Genomic DNA, 16,449 nt, shown 5'->3' on the forward strand with positions numbered 1-16,449 from the left:
AGCTCTGGCAGAATCTGGCGCATGGTTGAGCGTTGGACGCGAGAGCGCCGCCTGGAGCACACTCGCTCACTCCTGATCGATGCCGCCGAGGAGGTCTTCGGCGAAAAGGGTTTCGTCGCGGCGACGCTCGACGATATTGCCCATGCCGCCGGTTACACGAAAGGTGCGATCTACAAACACTTTTCGACGAAGGAGGATCTTTTCCTGGCGGTCAGTGATCGCTACTGGCGTCGGTACTTCGTCAACTTCACCGAAGTGATGGCTCCGGCAACGCAGGTCGGTGCGCGGGAACTCGACGAGATCGCCAAGCGGTGGAGCCAGCTCAGCCGCGACCGCGGGGCGGAGCACGCCGCGCTGGGTCACGAGTTCATGCTCTACCTGCTGCGCAACCCCGAGGCGCGGGAGCGGGTGGCCGCCAAGAGATCAGAGGCCGTCGAGGCGCTGGCGAAGTTCATCGTGGCGGGCATAGACCGGCTCGGTGGCACCTTGCTGATCCCCGCATCGACGTTCGCCCAGGTTCTCGTTGCCACCAGCGACTCGGTCGTGCTGGGCAGCCAACTCGATGATGTCGACCTGTTCCGGCCAATCGTCGAGATGTACGTGTCGGTGATCAAACTGCCCTGAACCTAGACGCCGGTGGCGACCTCCAATTCCTTCAGGGACGCCTCCAGATGATCGAGCATTCGCTGCAGGTGCGGGACGCTGCGTCGGCAGCCGACCAGACCGAAGTCGAGGTTGTCGGCGTTGTTGGTGACGGTGATGTTGACCGCCTGGCCGTCGAGGGGGATGGACAGCGGGTAGTTCCCGTCCAGCCGGGCGCCGCGCCAGTACAGCTGCTCCGATCCGCCCGTCGACACGTTCGAAATGACGATGTTGAACGGCGGTGAGGCCGCGGAGAGATAGCCGGGGATCAGCCCGAAGAACAGCCCCCCGATGTTGAAGGCGGACAGGGCCAACTGCTGAACCGGGGGCAGCTGCCAGAAGACCTCTTTGGTGTCGCGGATGGATGCGCTGATGACCTCGAGCCGTTTCGCCGGGTCGTCGAGGTCGGTCGCGAGGTTGCACAGGAAGGTGCCGACCATGTTCCCGCCGCGGTCGTCGTCGTCCTTGCGGAGATTGACCGGAACCATCGCGGTCAGCGGGGCATCCGGCAGAGCGTTCTGATCCAGCAGATAAGCCCGAAGGGCCCCGGCGGACATAGCGAGTATCACGTCGTTGACCGTCACACCGGCGGCTGCCTTGACCGCGTTGATGCGCTCCAATGACCAGGACTGCGCGGCCACCCGCCGCGCACCGCCGATCCGGACGTTGAACATGGACCGCGGCGCCTGGAACGGAAGGGTGAGTTGTTGTTCGAGCAGCGCGGCCCGCGCGAGCTTCAGCGTGGACGGTGCCAACGCCAGCGCCGATCCCGCGGCGCGGCCGGCCCGCTCGAACAGGGACGGGCGTTTGTGTCCGCCGCGCTTTCGCGGGGGCAGGCTCCACGGGACGCGCAACTCGTCGTCGTCCGGATCGGAGGTGAAGGCGCGCTGCATCAGGCGAAGCGCGGAGACGCCGTCCATGAGGGAGTGGTGGTACTTCGTGTACACGGCGTAGCGGCCGTCCTGAAGGCCTTCGACGAGGTGCGCTTCCCACATCGGGCGGTGCCGGTCGAGCAGGCTGCCGTGCAGCCGGGAAACCAACTCCAGCAGGTCCCGGACCCGGCCCGGTTCCGGCAGAGCGGAGCGGCGAAGGTGGTAGTCGAGCTCGACCTCCTTGTCGAAGGACCACGCGACATTGGTGACGCCGCCGAAGAAGGCCGGACGCTTGCTGAAGGCCGGTTGCACGTCGGTGCATTCGAGCATCGCCTGATAGGACTCGCGCACGAAATGTGGCCCGGCATCCGCGGGGGGCTCGAAGAGCTGTAACGAGCCCACGTGCATCGGATGTTCGCGTGACTCGCCTATGAGGAACAACGCATCCGTCGGTGATATCGGTTCCATGGGTGTCGCCCCCAACTGTTGCCCTCGCGCCGCCCACCGGACGGACGGCCTACCTTCTAATAGCCAAAGCGGGCGCCGGCCACACCCCGATGAGTCGTCGGGGTTCGTCAAGTGGCTAGGTCCGTCGGCGCCTAGACCGCGAACAGGTGGGGAGAAGCCCTACGCGATGGGTTCGTAACTCCGGTGAGGGATCATCGCGGGTCGGGCGAAGCGAAGGCCGACCGTGACGCCACCTTGGCCAAATGGCGGTCCAGCAGTGATTCCGGGATCAGGACGGTGGCGCGGCTAGCGGCGGCGCTCAGAAGCGCCGGACGTAGGTTGACGATCTTTCCGAGGAATGCCGACTCGCGGACCAGGAACTTGATCCGGGGTCGGCGGAAGGCGGCGAACCGGCCAAAAGCGGTGGGCAGGTCAGGGCTTTGGTCGACAAACGCGGCGAGGATTGCCGCGTCTTCCAGCCCTTGGCAGCCGCCCTGGCCCAGATGCGGACGCATCGGATGGGCGGCGTCGCCGACCAGGACGACCGGTCCGCGTGCCCAGTGCCGGGCGGCGGTGCGGTCGTAGAGGTCGTCGCGCAAGATGTCGGCAGGCCTGGTGGCCGCAAGGATGCTCGGGATGGGTTCGGGCCAGCGGGCGAGCTTGGCCTGCAGATAGGGCAATTCTCCCCCCGGCGAAACCTGTCCCTCGGGCGCGCGTTCGGTGCTGAACCAATACGCGAGCCCGGGCCCCATGGGGACATGACCCGTTTCGGCGCCAGGTCCGAGCGTCTCTCCGGCGAACTGTGGATCCATGGCATAGCGTGCGATACCGCGCCACGCGGTGTATCCGACGTAGCGGTTGGTCAGCGGACCGTTGAGGTGGCGGGCGACGATGGAGTGGGTGCCATCGGCGCCGATGACCGCATCAGCCGTGCGCACCGAGGTATCGGACAGCTGTAGGCGTACTCCGTTGGCGGTCGCGGCCAGCCCGGTGGCGGCCAGCCCGTATTCCACGGTGCCTGCCGTCAGCCCGCCGGTGAGGATGTCGCTGAGCGCCGCGCGTCGTATCACCACGAGTGGTTCGCCGAGCGCCCTCGTGAACCGCTCGGTTGCTGGGCGGCGCAGCCACGAGCCATCGTGCCAACGCAGCGCCCCCGCGGTGGTCCGTGCACCAGCCGCCCGGACCTCGTCCCCCAGTCCGAGGTGGTCCAGCGCGGCGAGCGCGTTGGGCCAAATACTGATTCCAGCGCCCGTCGAGGTGTCGGTGCGCTGTTCTATGACCGTGACGTCGTGACCGCGCCGCTGCAGGCCGACGGCGCCCGCCAGCCCTGCGATACCCGCTCCCACCACAACGATCCGTCGCGTCATGCGTCGAAACTATCGCCCGGGGTACTCGATCGCTTCCGCCCGCTGCTGGCCGGGGTTGTTAGTCCTCGGTGTGCTGCACCCCGTATCGCGAGCCGTGCCGGAGGTCGCTAGCGGGCGTCGTCGGCGAGCGCGCGAGCCTCCTGCTCGGTTTCGACCGCGGGCCCGGAGCCCGGCAACGGTTTGCCGGCGACTTCGGGCGTGAACAGCAACGTGATCGCGCCCACCACGCCGGCGAAGATCAGCATGTAGGCCGGCACCATCACGTTGCCGGTGCCCGATACCAGCGCCTGGGCGATCAGCGGGGTGATACCGCCGACGAGCGAAATCGAGATGTTGTACGAGATGGCCAGCGCCCCGTAGCGCACGTTGGTGGGAAACAGTGCCGGCAGCATGGCCGGCCCGGTGCTGTCGAAGCACAGCTCCATCAGGCCGATCAGCAGCACCCCCATGAAGATCACCGGATAAATGCCGCCGAAGCGGATGAGCAGGAACGCCGGGATGGAGGCGACGATCAGCAGGCCGCAGCCCGTCCACATGATGGGTTTGACGCCGATGCGATCGGACAGGGCGGCCACGAGCACCACGGTGACCATCAGGATCGCCAGCGTGGACACGATCATGACAAGTCCGGCGGTGTGCCCTACCCGCACGAAGAGTCGCAGGTACGTCGGCAGATATCCGGTGAGCATGAAATCAGCGACCTGAGAGGTCAGTACCAGCGCGGCGCAGATCAGCATGGGCCGCCACTGCTCGACGATGGTGCGCCGAATCTGCTGCCGGCCCCGGGCGCCCGACGTCTGCGCATCCTCGTGGGCGCTCTGGTAGGCCGAGGACTCCTCGAGCCGTAGCCGCAGGAACAACGCGACCAGGCCGAAAGGCAGGCCCAACAGCAGCGGAATCCGCCAGCCGTAGGTCAGCATGTCGTCGTCCGGAAGCCAGGTCTGCAGCCCGGTCACCAGCAAGCCGGCCAGGACGAACCCCACCAGATTGCCCATCGGCAAGAACCCGACCATCATGCCGCGTTTGTGGTCGGGGGCCTGCTCGACGAGATAGGTCATGGCGCCGACGTACTCGCCGCCGGTCGACAGGCCCTGAAATATTCGTGCGATGACGAGCAGGATCGGCGCCCAGATGCCGATGGTGCTGTAGGTGGGCAGCAAGCCGGTCATGGTCGTGCTCACCGTCATCATCAGGATGGTGACCACCAGCACCCGGTGCCGTCCGATGCGGTCGCCCAGCGGACCGAAGATGAAACCGCCGAGCGGACGCACGACGAATGCCGCCGCGAGCGTTCCGAAGGTCGCGATGAGATGGACACCGCTGACGCTCTTGCCGGGATAGAACACCTGGGCGATCGTGGTCGCGATATACCCGTAGACCCCGAAGTCGTACCACTCCATGAAGTTCCCGATCGCGGTGCCCATGATGGTCCGGCGCATCGCGGGGTCGGCAACTCTGATTTCTTTACGTGCCCATTTCCTCCGGCGGTGTCGAATAACCATCGGATGATGGCTTACCCGAAAGTTTCCGGGGGCGAACCAGCGGGGTCGGGTAACCGGGTTCGTCGCCGGTCGGTCGACGGCTATCGCGGCGACGCGGTGTCATGTGCTTCCGTGCGTCACTGCCCCTTCAGGCCACCGATGCGCAACGAAAAGTCCGTGGGTTTGGAGTGCGGGGCCTCCGCCTGCTCGACGTAGACACGCGGGTCCCGGTCCGTGATCGACAACCCCGCGGTGGTGGGGTGCTCGGCCATGAACTCGCTGTATTGGCGCCCGAGCGCTTCGCGAAGACCGATCGGGGCGTTGCGACGGAAATCCGACAGGCCTTCGCGCTCCTCTTCGCCCATGTGGTCGTCGTTGGCCTCCCGGGTGCGCCCGACCGCCGCCCACCACGGCTCACTGCCGGGTTCGGCCGCGTCCGCCTCGCGCACCCCGTCGCGAATGTCGTTGTGGTCGCCGATCGCGTCGAGGGTCTCGCCTTCGGCGTCGTCACCGCCGCGTTTGAGCAGCTGCGGGTAGAAGATCTTTTCTTCGATGTAGGCGTGCACGTCGAGCTTGTCGGCGAGCGGTCGCCACACCCGTGCGAGCGCGGCCCGGTCGGCGGCACGCTCCGCCTGCAGGTAATCGAGGCGGGCGAACTGTTCGCGGAACCAGTCATGGTCGGCGAGGATCAACATGGTGATGTCGGCCATCGGTGAGTCTCCACCTCTCTGATGCCGGTCAACCGGCCGGGTTGGCGCGCACTCGACATCATCTCAAATGTGCGTGCCGAGTTGCTCTGCGCCACAGGGCGATCGCCAAATTTGCGCGAGCGTAAGCGATCTGGCTGTGCCCGCGCCGTTCGGCGGCGCGAGGCTGCGCGGGAACTCGCCGGAAGGGCACCGTGAGGCGGCCGGATACACTGGAGCGTCCGTGAGGCGATCGGTTCGATCGCGCCGTCAAACCCGATCAGAATAAGTCAGAGGTTGTGCCTTGTCCGTAAATCCCGGCGATGCCGTCAGCTTGGAACCGCATTTCGAGGACGTACAAGCGCACTACGACCTGTCCGACGAGTTCTTCGCGCTCTTCCTGGATCCGACGCGGACCTATAGCTGCGCGTACTTCGAGCGCGATGACATGACCCTGGAAGAGGCGCAGATCGCCAAGGTCGACCTCTCGCTGGGCAAGCTCGGATTGCAGCCGGGCATGACACTGCTCGACATCGGGTGCGGGTGGGGCACCACCATCGTCCGGGGGCTCGAGCGGTATGACGTCAACGTCGTCGGGCTCACGCTCAGCCGCAATCAGCAGGCGCACGTGCAGCGCCGCCTTGACAGCCATCCGTCCGCGCGGTCCAAGCGCGTGCTGCTGCAGGGCTGGGAGCAGTTCGACGAAAAAGTCGACCGCATCGTGTCGATCGGCGCCTTCGAACACTTCGGGCGGGACCGCTACGACGATTTCTTCAAGACTGCCTTCGAGGTCCTTCCGGCGGACGGTGTGATGATGCTGCACACCATCATCAAGCCCAGTGACGAGGAATTCGCCGAGCGCGGACTGCCCATCACCATGACCAAGCTGCGCTTCATGAAATTCATCATGGACGAGATCTTCCCGGGCGGGGACCTGCCCCAAGCCAAGGGCGTCGTGGAGCACGCCGAGCGGGCCGGCTTCACCGTGAAGCTGGTCCAGCCACTGCGCCTGCACTACGCCCGCACCCTCGACACCTGGGCGGGCGCGCTCGAGGCGCGCCGCGACGAGGCCATCGCGATTCAGTCCGAAGAGGTCTACGACCGGTACATGAAGTACCTGACCGGTTGCGCGGATTTGTTCCGTGAGGGCTACACCGACGTGGCACAGTTCACCCTGGCCAAGGGCTGACGGCGGTTCCCCCGCACCTCACCCATCGGTGGACGTCCGGTTTACCGGTACGGCTCGGCGGGTAATTCCACGGCAACAACCTGATTGGGTTAGGTGTCGATGTCCTTCGGCGCAAACCGCAGGAAGGACAGGTCGTGGCTGCCAAGCACCGCATGCCGGAATCGCCGGAGCAAACCCCGATGCCGACCGATCGAGGCCAGCGACGCGGACTGTCCGGTGTGACGAAGGCATGTGAGATCGCCTGCGCTTCGCTGTTGTGCGCGGCCTGCCTGACGGCGTTGGTGCTCAACGGAGTTCACGCCGGGAAGCGAACCGTCGTCGCCGATGTCGGGCCGCCGACGGTCTCGCAGCCGGTGAAACAGGAGGGCACCGTGATCGCCGTGACAGTGGACTCGGTGACCATGCGCAGCGCCGACGGGCGCACCCAGATCTATCGCTTCACCCCGGACACCACCGTCATCACGCACGGCGTGAGCCAACCCGCCGCCGCGGCACCGCAATTCACGGTCAACGACCGGGTGGTGGTGGTGGGCACCATCGAGGGCGGTACGGCCCTGGCCACCGCGGTGGCCCACCGCGGTGCGGCGCACGGAGATGCACCCCCGATGGATTACCCCGGCGGCCAAGCACTTCCCGCCGACGCCGCCTGAGCGCGATCCCTGGATACCGCCCGGCCTAAGCTGGTAGCGATCCGGCCAGAGGGAGGCGCCCATGAGCGAGCACGAAGCAAAGATGATCATCCTGTCGACCGACGACTTGGATGAGTCGATCCGGTTCTACAGTGAGACCCTGGGCATGCCGCTGAAGTTTCGCGACGGAGCGCATTTCGCGGCCCTCGATGCCGGCCCCGTCACGTTGGCGCTGGCGACCGCGGTGGACCATCCGATCCCCGGGCAGGTGGTCGTCGGTATCAAGACCGCGGATGTCGATGCCGCGGCGAAAGCTGTCGAGGCCAGCGGTGGTGGCATCGTGAAGGGCCCGTACGACGATGCTCACGAACGACGCGCCGTGGTCTATGACAACAAGGGCAACGGCTTGGTCTTCTACAAACCCCTGGCCCGCTAGCGGCGTTCGACGCGCGCTCGGTGGGCGCTTATCTTCCGGTGCGTTCGCGGTGTTTGCAGCCCGGCCAGCAGCACGGCCGGCGTTTGCCTTCCTCGAGTTCCTCCTGGGTGCGACGGATACGGCGCGCCCGGGTCGCCTCCTGCTTGGCATCCTCGACCCAGCAGATGAACTCGTTTCGGGCCAACGGCGTGATGTCGTTCCAGGCGCCCAGCGCCACGGCGTTGGCGATCAGCGCCTCGCGCAGGTCGGCGGGCAGCTTGTGCACCACCCCACCGGGTACGCGCCGGCTGCTCATCGACCCGCCAAATGCGCGCTGTCATCCTGTAATTCGTCGCGACGCAACGTCATCGGGGTTGTTGCGGGGATATCGCCGGCGGCGATCACGGCGCGGGTGATGGGGGAAAGCGCCCGGAAAAGCGTCTCGACCTCGTCATCGCTGAGCGCGTCGAGTACCGACAAGGACAGCGCGTCGGTTGTCGATTCGATGTGAGCCTTCAGGTCGCGTCCCGCGGCGGTCAGCGACCCGTCGTCGTCGAGCAGCCCCCGCTCGGCGAGACGTTGTTCGTGATGACGCCACGTCGTCTCGTCGTAATCGCGTGCCTTCGCCATGTAATCGCGAGAAACGTTGCCCGCCGCCGCATGTAAGACGTTGCACTCGCGGCCGGAGATACCGGCCGCGGCCAGCACCGCCACGTGAGTGTCACCGCGCTGCTCGCGCAACAGCGTCGTGGCGTGCCACAGTGCGGCCAGGGGATCATCCGGCCAGGGCAGCGCCAGATTCGCGGCGAACAACGGGCGGGCATCGAGCGGTGGGTGCCGTGCCGCTTTCCCGGCGAGTCGGGCTGCCACGCTGACGTTTTCATCGGAGTCGAGGCCGTAGCGGCGCAGCGCCGCCACCGCGGACTCCTGCCGTGCCTGCAACGCGGCCTGCGGACCCGCGATCTCCCACGCCGCCGGCAGCGCCTTGGCGACCCGTTCGGGTGCAAAGTTGTAGAACACCGCGGTCACGACCTCCGGCGGCACCATACCCAGCGGTGCCGAGCGGGCCGCGAAATAGCCCATCCAGAAACCCCGGTAACCCAACGCGTCCAACGCCGCCCGCGCCTCGGGCGCGAAATACATCACCGCATGCACCGGCTCGTACCGATCGAAGAGGCGTCGGGCCAGCACCGCGTGTCTTCGCATGCTCGCAGTTAACCATTGGTTGCGTGCAGGGACCAAGCGCGCGAGCTGAGCGCGGCGGCCTAGTCTCGAGAGGTGATCATCCCCTATGACCAGTCATTACACGAGCGGGTCCGGAGCAATCTGGCCGGTCATGACCGTCGGATCGTGGCCGATCCGACCAAGCGGCACGCCGCCGTCGCGGTGGTGCTCGTCGATTCCGAGAGCGGGGAGGACAGGGTGGATCCGGCGCCGGTAGACGACTGGAACGCCGGCCGAGCGCTGCCGGCGGCCGGCCTCGATGGGCGCATGGTCGACGTGTCGGGAGGCGCCGCGTTCCTGCTGTGCCGCAGGGCATCTCGCCTCACCTCACATGCGGCGCAGTGGGCACTTCCCGGCGGCCGCGTCGACCCCGGTGAGACCGCGGTCGAGGCCGCGCTACGGGAATTGCGCGAGGAGGTCGGCATCGAATTGCCCGAGGTGAGCGTGCTGGGCCTGCTTGACGATTACCCGACCCGGTCCGGATATGTCATTACCCCGGTGGTGATTTGGGGAGGCGGACGCCTGGACCCGCACCCATCGCCCGATGAGGTCGTCGCCGTGTACCGGGTGGGGCTGCATCAACTGCAGCGCGACGATTCACCGCGATTCGTCGCCATCCCGGAGAGCCCGAAACCGGTTGTGCAGATCCCGTTGGGGGGCGACCTGATCCACGCACCCACCGGGGCGGTGTTGCTGCAGCTGCGGTGGCTGGGCCTGGAGGGCCGTCACGACCCGGTCGACGGGCTGGAACAACCGGTCTTTGCCTGGAAGTAGCTGGCGCGCAACCTCTTCGAAGGGGTCGCGCTCCCTCAAGCTTGTTCCGGCGCTCCGAACAGCGACCGCGCCAATTCGACCAGCGACGTGCCCGAGACGTCCCAGGCGCCCGAGGGCGCCGCGCCCGGTTCCCGGCCCGGCCCGTACTCCGCCGGGCGCGCGACGAAACCGGTCGCCAGGCCGCTGTTGCGGGCCGCCTCGAGGTCGGAGGTGTGGGCCGCCAACAGCATCAACTCGCCGGGTTCCAGGCCAAGCAAACGCGCGGGGGTTCGGTACGCACGCGGGTCGGGCTTGTAGGCCTTGCTGACGTCGGAACCGAGGACAACGTCCCACGGCAGGCCGGCGTGCTTCGCCATATCGACCAGCAGTCCTGTGTTGCCGTTGGACAGCGGCCCGACAATGACGTGTCGCTTCATGGCGTCGATGCCCTCGACGCTATCCGGCCACGGCGGCAGCCAGCGCCACGACCGCGCGAGTGCCTCCACCTCGCCGACCGGGAGCGCTCCGGCGGCGACGCCGAACTTCTCGAGGGATGCGACGAGGTTCTCTCGATGCAGAACGTCCAGCGACACGAATTCCCGGTGACCCGACCGGATTTCGGACATCGAAGGCAGGTATCGGCTCCGCCATTCCAGCGCGAACGCGTCTGGGTCGAGGCTGATGCGCTGGCGCTGCGCGAAACGCCGCACTGAGGCGACGATCCCGGAGCGCCAGTCGACGACTGTTCCGAAGGTATCGAACAGAACGGCACGTACTGCCCGGCCGGTCGAGGGCGAGCGGTAAGGGGTCATTCCTCAGGCTAACGCCGCGCCCGGCGACGCCGCGGGCGAGCGGTGTCCGTAGCCGCGGCGGACACGCGTCGTTCGATGACGGCCAGGGCGTGCTCGGCCCATCGAATGTTCTCCTCCTCGAACGAGATTCCGCGGATCAGCGTCAGGTAGGGGCCGATTCGCTCGGCCTGGTCCAGGTACTCCTCTTCGCTGCGGCCGTCGAGCAGGCGCGCCCGCAATCGTTCGTAACGCTGCGATTTGGCGCTCGCCCACCGCAGTCGCTCGACGATCAGTTCGCGCACGGCGGAGATGTCGCCGGCGTCGGCGGCTTGGACCTTGATCAGCAGCTCGTCGCGGATCACCGAGGGCTTCGGCGCCTTCGCGGTGAATTGCCGGATCGCCTCGCGGCCGGCCTCGGTCAGCGAGAACATGCGTTTGTTGGGCCGGCGTTCTTGGTGCACGACCCGTGCGCGGATGAGGCCGTCTTCGGCGAGCCGATCCAGTTCGCGATACAGCTGCTGCGGGGTGGCCGGCCAGAAGTTCGCGACCGAGGCGTCGAAACCCTTGGCCAGGTCGTATCCGGACGACTCGCCCTCGAGGAGGGCGGCCAACACCGCGTCACGCAGCGACATCGGCCGAGCATACAACCACGCGATTAGTCAACAAAGTGATTAATCGCACTCTGGACATCGCGCGGTGGGGGCCCTAGCGTCGACCCCACTCACTCAACAAGTCGACTATGCGAGGTCGCTGATGCACCCATTCCGCCAGGCAGTCGAAGAACGCGATGAAAAGGCCATCCAGGCAATGCTGGCTGAAACGGTGGTGTTCACCAGCCCGGTGGCATTCAAGCCCTATGTCGGCAAGCCGATGACCGCGGCCATCCTGCGCGGCGTGTTGCGCGTCTTCGAGGACTTCCGCTACATCCGCGAGATCCATGACGCAGGCGGTCGGGACCACGCCCTGGTGTTCGAGACCGGGATCGTGGGGAGGCCGGGCGTGAAGATCACCGGCTGCGACTTCCTGCACTTCAACGACGACGGACTCATCGATGACTTCATGGTGATGGTGCGGCCCCTGTCGGGTGCGACGGCATTGTCGGAGGCGATGGGAGCCCAGTTCGATCGCATCCAGCGGGAGGCGCTCGAATTGGCCAATCAATCCGGCACCGCGTAGAAGTAGTCAGCATGCGGATTGGATTGAGTGTCAACTATGCGGGCGGTTTCAAGGACGTGGCCGCCGAAGTGGCCGACCTGGAGCGTGCCGGGCTGGACATCGTCTTTGTCCCCGAGGCCTATTCGTTCGACGCGGTGAGCGCACTCGGCTACCTGGCGGCCAGTACGCAACGGGTTGAGCTGGCGTCGGGCATCCTGCAGCTCTACACCCGGACGCCCACGCTGACCGCGATGACCGCCGCCGGCCTGGACTATGTCTCCGACGGCCGGTTCACCCTCGGCCTGGGCGCTTCCGGTCCGCAGGTCATCGAGGGCTTCCACGGCGTGCCCTACGACGCCCCGATCGGCCGGACGCGTGAAGTCATCGACATCTGCCGCCAGGTGTGGCGGCGCGAGACCGTGCAGCACCAGGGCAAGCACTATACGATTCCGCTGCCCCCCGAGCGGGGCACCGGGCTTGGAAAACCCCTCAAGCTCATCAATCAGCCTGTCCGAGAGCGCATCCCGATACTGGTAGCCGCGCTGGGGCCGAAAAACGTCGAATTGGCGGCAGAGATCGCCGAGGGTTGGCAACCGATCTTCTACCTGCCCGAGAAGGCGCAGGACGTCTGGGGAGCGTCTCTGGCCGCCGGCCGGGCCACCCGGGACCCCGCGTTGGGCGAGCTCGACATCTATGCAGGGCCCGTGCTGGCCATTGGCGAAAACGTCGAGTCGCTAAGGGAATTCGTCAAACCACACCTGGCCCTCTACATCGGCGGGATGGGCGCCAAGGGCAAGAACTTCTACCACGCCCTCGCCACCAAATATGGGTACGGTCCCCAAGCCGACCGGATTCAAGAGCTCTACCTGGCCGGTGACAAAGACGGTGCCGCCAAGGTGGTCCCCGACGATCTGGTGCGCGACGTCAACCTGATCGGTACCCGGGGGTTCGTCAAGGAACGTCTGGCGGCCTTCCGTGAGGCGGGGGTGACCACGCTGAACGTGGCGCCGATGGCGTCGACGGCGGCCGAGCGGATCAAGCTCATCGAGACGCTGCGCCAACTGGTGTGATCGCCGGGGTTTGAAATCGTGCGATTTGGTGTACTGATACCACTACTCGCACCCAGGAGGGCAAATGATGAAGTACCTTGCGGCAGCCACGATCGCGATCTCCGTCTTGCTGTCCAGCGCGTGTTCGGCCTCACAGGTCATCAACACCGGCGGCGACACCAAGTGCAAAGACTTCACCACGCAGGACGAGAAGAAGCAGAACGATGAGGTCAGCAAGATGCTCAAAGACAAGAGCGGTGCCGACCCGACCAACGTGGAGATTTCCGCGACCCGGCTCTCAGTGGCGACGTACTGCCAGACGCTCGGAAAGCCGGACACCAAAATCTCCGAGGCGCCGCACGGCTGACGGCTGTTGCCGGCGGGTGCCGCGGCTAACCCTGCCGTAACTCCGCGGGCGCCGCGTCGGACAGCACGGCCCGCGCCAGCAGTTCACCGCCGCCGCCCGAATCACGCCATGCGGCACGGACACTGACGCCCGGTGTTGTCAGAAGAAGAACCCGGCGTGGGGCGCCTCGGGCACGGCGAACAGTCGATCGGCCACCGCGAGCGCCGCCGGATCGTCGGCGCGGGCCAGCCCGGCCACCGCGAGATCACGCCACCTGGCGCCGCCCAGCAGAACGGCGCCCAGCCCCTCCACATCGACTTCGAGGTCGGGCGGGCCATCGGTGACCGCCACTCCGTCGCCCGCGATGACGAAGCGAGCCGAATTAGCGGGCAGCAGAGGGTCATTGACTGCGATGGTCACGGAGCCATCGCCGATGTAGCCGCGGGCCGTCAGCGCCGCTCCGGCGTCGATGATGCGCAGCCAGGTTTCGTCGTGCATCGCGGTCACCCGCACGGACCGGCGGTCGACGACCAGTCCGGGCAGCGGATCGTCGAGCGGCAGCATCCAAAACACCACGCGGTCAACCAGATCGAGTCCGAGCAGAAACCGCAGCAGTCCCAGGTAGGCTTCGGTGCTGGGCGCGAAGAAGTCCTCGACCACGATCGTTCGCTGGTCGCTGATGAACCACTGCTCGGTGTCGATGGGTCGGTACCGGGCGAAACCGGATTCGGATCCCGGTGCGCCGTGTACGGCGACATAGGCGGGGCCGGGGCTGGATTCGGTGCGCAGCCGCAGGCCCTGCCACCACACCTGCGGGCGGTCGATGGTTCCCGGACGGTCCGGCCGATGCTCGGCATAGATGCGGGGCAGCACCTCCCACGCCTGCGCGGTGTCGAGCAAGCGCACCGGACCGCCGGGCCCGACATCGCGCCGCAGCGCCGCCCGTGCGGTCCGCACCTCGACGGATTGCGACGAGCTCGCGACGCCGTAGCCATAGCGCCCGTAGATCGTCGCCTCCGAGGCCCGCAGCGTCGCCACCACCTCACCGCGTGCCGCGAAGTCGCGTAACTGATGACGGATCAGCCCGGTGGCGATGCCTTGCCGGGTGAACGACGGCAGGACCCCGATGTGGGTGACGGCGGCGTGCCCCACCAGCGCCGGGCCGGGCAGCGTCAGCCGGCTCGTCACGGCGTCGGCGGTGCCGACGAGTTGCCCGTCGGCGAACGCCCCGACGGTCCGGCCCGGCTCGAGCAGCGTCGTGATCTGGCCGGGCGCCAGGCCCGCCAGCGGCGGAAACCCGACCATGGCGGCGCGAAACACGTTGGCGGCGGCGACGAGGTCGTCTTCACTGTCGAGAACCCGGATCTCGGTGGCCATGCCGCCATCATGTCGCGTCCCGCCCGCGGCACGGACCGCGGGCCGCGCCGCAGCTACGCCGTCACCGGATGGGCAGGCCGGTCAGTGCCCGGGAGATCACCAGGCGCTGGATTTCGCTGGTGCCCTCGAAGATGGTGAAGATCTTCGCGTCGCGGTGCATCCGCTCGACGGGGTAGTCGCGGGTGTAGCCGTTGCCACCCAGGATCTGGATCGCCTCGTCGGTGACGTAGACGGCGGTTTCGCTGGCCACCAGCTTGGCCATCGATCCCTCCGCGGAGTCGAAGGATTGGTTGTTGCGGGCCATCCATCCGGCCCGCCACACCAGCAGGCGGGCCGCGTCGATGCGGCATTTCATGTCCGCGAGCTTGAACGCCACCGCCTGGAATTCACCGATCTTGCGGCCGAATTGCTCACGCTGGCAGGCATAGTCGAGGGCATACTCGTAGGCGGCCCGGGCCACACCGACGGCCATCGCGCCGACGGTGGGCCGGGTGCGCTCGAAGGTCTTCATCGCGGCCTGCCCGCGGGCGGAGGCACCGGATTTGGCGCGGGCGATGCGCGCCTCGAACTTCTCCCGGCCCCCCAGGATGTGGTCCTCGGGCAGCCGGACGTTGTCGAGCACCACCTCGGCGGTGTGGGAGGCGCGGATTCCGTGCTTCTTGAATTTCTGGCCCTGCGCCAGCCCCTTGACCCCGGCCGGGATCACGAAGGTCGCCTGGCCGCGGGTGCCGAGTTCGGGGTAGACCGACGCCACCACGATGTGCACGTTGGCGATGCCGCCGTTGGTCGCCCAGGTCTTGGTGCCGTTGAGGACCCACTCCCCGGTCGCCTCGTCGTAGCGCGCGCGCGTGCGGATGGCACCGACGTCGGAGCCCGCGTCGGGCTCGGACGAACAGAACGCGCCCAGCTTGGGTTCGTCAGCGGTGCCGAACATTTCGGGCAGCCAGCGGCCCAGCTGTTCCGGGGTGCCGTTGCCCGCCAACGCCGCCGCGGCGAGCCCCGTGCCCATGATGGACAGGGCGATACCCGCGTCGCCCCAGAACAATTCCTCGAACACCGTCAGCATGCCCAGGCCCGTCGGCTCGGCCGCCTGCTGGGCGAACAGGTCGGGGGAGTACAGCCCCACCTTTGCGGCTTCCTGGATCACCGGCCACGGCGTTTCCTCTCGTTCGTCCCATTCCGCGGCGGCGGGGCGAACGACGTCGGCGGCGAACTGGTGCACCCAATCGCGAACCTCGATCACGTCGTCGGACAATTGCAGTGAAAATGTCATGGCTTAGCTCCTGAATCATTGGTGTTCAACGGGTTTCGGGGGTTTGTATATTGCGCGAGGACGCTGACCGTCTGGTTGACCCACGCCTCGAAGTACCGTTCTTCGTCGGTGTTGCCGGGCAGGCGGCCGGTCAGCGCTTGCAGCGTCGCCGCGTAGGACAGCGATCCGATCGCGACGGCCGCGGCCGCTTCGGGATCGGGAATGCCGGTGCGGCCGGAGCGATTGGACGCGGCCAATTCATCGGCGAAACGCTGGTAGGCGTTGTCGGTGATCACCTGCCACGTCTTCTCGTCGAGATCGCCGAGCTCGTCGGGTTCGCGCAGCATGACCTTCAGCAGATCCTCGCTGTGTTTGAGGTTGTTCCAGATCAGCCGGCCCGCGGTGCGCACCGCCTGCTCGACGCTGCCCGGCTGCCCCGCGTCGTACTGCTCTCGCGCGGCCACGATGCTGTCGATCCGGTGCGCAACCGCCGCCTCGAGCAACTCGCGTTTGGAGCCGAAGTGCTTGTAGAGGGCGCCCGACCCCGGCGCCAGGCCCGATTCGCGCTGGATGTCGGCCACCGATGTGGCCGCGTACCCCTTGGCGGCGAAAAGCCGCAACGCTGCGGAGAGCAGCCGGTCACGTCCGCGACCAGGTCCGGTGAGCACGGTGAGAGAGTACTCACTCACCAAAGCCGCGGCAAAACGGTGCCCGGTCCCGGCAGGTGACGCAGCAGGAGGCGATGCGGTTAGCGTTAAATTCTTGCGAAACACC

At 66.9% G+C, this 16,449-nt stretch carries 19 protein-coding genes; 8 read left to right on the forward strand and 11 right to left on the reverse strand.

Annotated features, from left to right (window positions below; genetic code table 11):
• Positions 1–21: 21 nt before the first annotated feature.
• Positions 22–624 carry a TetR/AcrR family transcriptional regulator gene (locus Q0W90_RS08255; protein WP_067170867.1) on the forward strand — a complete coding sequence of 201 codons (603 nt, stop codon included), beginning with the start codon at positions 22–24 and terminating at the stop codon, positions 622–624.
• Between the two features lie 2 nt (positions 625–626).
• Here Q0W90_RS08255 and Q0W90_RS08260 read toward each other — a convergent pair whose 3' ends face one another.
• The 4 genes from Q0W90_RS08260 to Q0W90_RS08275 all read right to left on the reverse strand — a co-directional run bounded on the left by Q0W90_RS08260 (position 627) and on the right by Q0W90_RS08275 (position 5,519).
• Complete coding sequence (locus tag Q0W90_RS08260; protein WP_297593220.1) at positions 627–1,982, reverse strand: wax ester/triacylglycerol synthase family O-acyltransferase; 1,356 nt, start codon at positions 1,980–1,982, stop codon at positions 627–629.
• Positions 1,983–2,173: 191 nt separating this feature from the next.
• On the reverse strand, positions 2,174–3,328 hold the full coding sequence (locus tag Q0W90_RS08265; protein WP_297593222.1) for an FAD-dependent monooxygenase: 1,155 nt from the start codon (positions 3,326–3,328) through the stop codon (positions 2,174–2,176).
• 107 nt (positions 3,329–3,435) lie between these two features.
• Positions 3,436–4,767: an MFS transporter gene (locus tag Q0W90_RS08270; protein ID WP_297774048.1), complete on the reverse strand. Its 1,332-nt coding sequence runs from the start codon at positions 4,765–4,767 to the stop codon at positions 3,436–3,438.
• A 179-nt stretch (positions 4,768–4,946) separates the two neighbouring features.
• On the reverse strand, positions 4,947–5,519 hold the full coding sequence (locus Q0W90_RS08275; RefSeq protein WP_297593230.1) for a hemerythrin domain-containing protein: 573 nt from the start codon (positions 5,517–5,519) through the stop codon (positions 4,947–4,949).
• Between the two features lie 280 nt (positions 5,520–5,799).
• Here Q0W90_RS08275 and Q0W90_RS08280 point away from each other — a divergent pair, with 280 nt between their 5' ends.
• The 3 genes from Q0W90_RS08280 (at position 5,800) to Q0W90_RS08290 (ending at position 7,749) form a co-directional block, all read left to right on the forward strand.
• The gene (locus tag Q0W90_RS08280) at positions 5,800–6,684 is read left to right on the forward strand and encodes a cyclopropane mycolic acid synthase family methyltransferase (protein WP_297774052.1); all 885 of its coding nucleotides are present in this window, start codon (positions 5,800–5,802) and stop codon (positions 6,682–6,684) included.
• 134 nt (positions 6,685–6,818) lie between these two features.
• Positions 6,819–7,334 (forward strand): hypothetical protein, encoded by a 516-nt coding sequence (locus Q0W90_RS08285; RefSeq protein WP_297697406.1) that lies wholly within the window; start codon positions 6,819–6,821, stop codon positions 7,332–7,334.
• A gap of 61 nt (positions 7,335–7,395) precedes the next feature.
• The gene (locus tag Q0W90_RS08290; RefSeq protein WP_067170886.1) at positions 7,396–7,749 is read left to right on the forward strand and encodes a VOC family protein; all 354 of its coding nucleotides are present in this window, start codon (positions 7,396–7,398) and stop codon (positions 7,747–7,749) included.
• A gap of 28 nt (positions 7,750–7,777) precedes the next feature.
• Here Q0W90_RS08290 and Q0W90_RS08295 read toward each other — a convergent pair whose 3' ends face one another.
• Entirely contained in the window at positions 7,778–8,044 is a 267-nt protein-coding gene (locus tag Q0W90_RS08295; protein ID WP_297593237.1) for a YdeI/OmpD-associated family protein, read from the reverse strand.
• Positions 8,041–8,934, reverse strand: coding sequence for a hypothetical protein (locus Q0W90_RS08300; protein WP_297774056.1), 894 nt, complete (start codon positions 8,932–8,934; stop codon positions 8,041–8,043). Before Q0W90_RS08300 ends, Q0W90_RS08295 begins: the two co-directional genes overlap by 4 nt.
• A 72-nt stretch (positions 8,935–9,006) precedes the next feature.
• Between Q0W90_RS08300 and Q0W90_RS08305 the strand changes: the two genes are divergently transcribed.
• Positions 9,007–9,726 carry a CoA pyrophosphatase gene (locus tag Q0W90_RS08305; RefSeq protein WP_297697404.1) on the forward strand — a complete coding sequence of 240 codons (720 nt, stop codon included), beginning with the start codon at positions 9,007–9,009 and terminating at the stop codon, positions 9,724–9,726.
• A 35-nt stretch (positions 9,727–9,761) separates the two neighbouring features.
• Here the strand turns inward: Q0W90_RS08305 and Q0W90_RS08310 are convergent, their stop codons facing one another.
• Both Q0W90_RS08310 and Q0W90_RS08315 read right to left on the reverse strand, forming a co-directional pair.
• Positions 9,762–10,517 carry a haloacid dehalogenase type II gene (locus tag Q0W90_RS08310; protein WP_297774060.1) on the reverse strand — a complete coding sequence of 252 codons (756 nt, stop codon included), beginning with the start codon at positions 10,515–10,517 and terminating at the stop codon, positions 9,762–9,764.
• An 8-nt stretch (positions 10,518–10,525) separates the two neighbouring features.
• The gene (locus tag Q0W90_RS08315; RefSeq protein ID WP_297697403.1) at positions 10,526–11,128 is read right to left on the reverse strand and encodes a PadR family transcriptional regulator; all 603 of its coding nucleotides are present in this window, start codon (positions 11,126–11,128) and stop codon (positions 10,526–10,528) included.
• Between the two features lie 121 nt (positions 11,129–11,249).
• Between Q0W90_RS08315 and Q0W90_RS08320 the strand changes: the two genes are divergently transcribed.
• From Q0W90_RS08320 to Q0W90_RS08330, 3 genes are all read left to right on the forward strand, one after another.
• The gene (locus tag Q0W90_RS08320; protein ID WP_297593252.1) at positions 11,250–11,672 is read left to right on the forward strand and encodes a nuclear transport factor 2 family protein; all 423 of its coding nucleotides are present in this window, start codon (positions 11,250–11,252) and stop codon (positions 11,670–11,672) included.
• Positions 11,673–11,683: 11 nt separating this feature from the next.
• Positions 11,684–12,721, forward strand: a complete 1,038-nt coding sequence (locus Q0W90_RS08325) for an LLM class F420-dependent oxidoreductase (protein WP_297593254.1) — start codon at positions 11,684–11,686, stop codon at positions 12,719–12,721.
• Positions 12,722–12,785: 64 nt separating this feature from the next.
• Complete coding sequence (locus tag Q0W90_RS08330; protein ID WP_297593256.1) at positions 12,786–13,067, forward strand: hypothetical protein; 282 nt, start codon at positions 12,786–12,788, stop codon at positions 13,065–13,067.
• 138 nt (positions 13,068–13,205) lie between these two features.
• Here Q0W90_RS08330 and Q0W90_RS08335 read toward each other — a convergent pair whose 3' ends face one another.
• The 3 genes from Q0W90_RS08335 to Q0W90_RS08345 all read right to left on the reverse strand — a co-directional run bounded on the left by Q0W90_RS08335 (position 13,206) and on the right by Q0W90_RS08345 (position 16,343).
• Positions 13,206–14,423 carry a GNAT family N-acetyltransferase gene (locus Q0W90_RS08335; RefSeq protein ID WP_297697402.1) on the reverse strand — a complete coding sequence of 406 codons (1,218 nt, stop codon included), beginning with the start codon at positions 14,421–14,423 and terminating at the stop codon, positions 13,206–13,208.
• A gap of 61 nt (positions 14,424–14,484) precedes the next feature.
• A complete protein-coding gene (locus Q0W90_RS08340; protein ID WP_297593260.1) occupies positions 14,485–15,696 on the reverse strand; it encodes an acyl-CoA dehydrogenase family protein in 1,212 nt (403 codons plus the stop codon).
• Positions 15,693–16,343, reverse strand: a complete 651-nt coding sequence (locus tag Q0W90_RS08345; protein WP_297774066.1) for a TetR/AcrR family transcriptional regulator — start codon at positions 16,341–16,343, stop codon at positions 15,693–15,695. Before Q0W90_RS08345 ends, Q0W90_RS08340 begins: the two co-directional genes overlap by 4 nt.
• Positions 16,344–16,449: the final 106 nt, after the last annotated feature.

Source organism: Mycobacterium sp., from assembly GCF_025933915.1.
Taxonomy (GTDB): domain Bacteria; phylum Actinomycetota; class Actinomycetes; order Mycobacteriales; family Mycobacteriaceae; genus Mycobacterium.

Excerpts from the sequence above, each read along its gene's own strand:
- Q0W90_RS08255 (WP_067170867.1), top strand. The coding sequence starts at position 22 with ATGGTTGAGCGTTGGACGCGAGAGCGCCGCCTGGAGCACACTCGCTCA.
- Q0W90_RS08260 (WP_297593220.1), bottom strand. The coding sequence starts at position 1,982 with ATGGAACCGATATCACCGACGGATGCGTTGTTCCTCATAGGCGAGTCA.
- Q0W90_RS08265 (WP_297593222.1), bottom strand. The coding sequence starts at position 3,328 with ATGACGCGACGGATCGTTGTGGTGGGAGCGGGTATCGCAGGGCTGGCG.
- Q0W90_RS08270 (WP_297774048.1), bottom strand. The coding sequence starts at position 4,767 with ATGCGCCGGACCATCATGGGCACCGCGATCGGGAACTTCATGGAGTGG.
- Q0W90_RS08275 (WP_297593230.1), bottom strand. The coding sequence starts at position 5,519 with ATGGCCGACATCACCATGTTGATCCTCGCCGACCATGACTGGTTCCGC.
- Q0W90_RS08290 (WP_067170886.1), top strand. The coding sequence starts at position 7,396 with ATGAGCGAGCACGAAGCAAAGATGATCATCCTGTCGACCGACGACTTG.
- Q0W90_RS08295 (WP_297593237.1), bottom strand. The coding sequence starts at position 8,044 with ATGAGCAGCCGGCGCGTACCCGGTGGGGTGGTGCACAAGCTGCCCGCC.
- Q0W90_RS08300 (WP_297774056.1), bottom strand. The coding sequence starts at position 8,934 with ATGCGAAGACACGCGGTGCTGGCCCGACGCCTCTTCGATCGGTACGAG.
- Q0W90_RS08310 (WP_297774060.1), bottom strand. The coding sequence starts at position 10,517 with ATGACCCCTTACCGCTCGCCCTCGACCGGCCGGGCAGTACGTGCCGTT.
- Q0W90_RS08315 (WP_297697403.1), bottom strand. The coding sequence starts at position 11,128 with ATGTCGCTGCGTGACGCGGTGTTGGCCGCCCTCCTCGAGGGCGAGTCG.
- Q0W90_RS08320 (WP_297593252.1), top strand. The coding sequence starts at position 11,250 with ATGCACCCATTCCGCCAGGCAGTCGAAGAACGCGATGAAAAGGCCATC.
- Q0W90_RS08325 (WP_297593254.1), top strand. The coding sequence starts at position 11,684 with ATGCGGATTGGATTGAGTGTCAACTATGCGGGCGGTTTCAAGGACGTG.
- Q0W90_RS08330 (WP_297593256.1), top strand. The coding sequence starts at position 12,786 with ATGATGAAGTACCTTGCGGCAGCCACGATCGCGATCTCCGTCTTGCTG.
- Q0W90_RS08335 (WP_297697402.1), bottom strand. The coding sequence starts at position 14,423 with ATGGCCACCGAGATCCGGGTTCTCGACAGTGAAGACGACCTCGTCGCC.
- Q0W90_RS08340 (WP_297593260.1), bottom strand. The coding sequence starts at position 15,696 with ATGACATTTTCACTGCAATTGTCCGACGACGTGATCGAGGTTCGCGAT.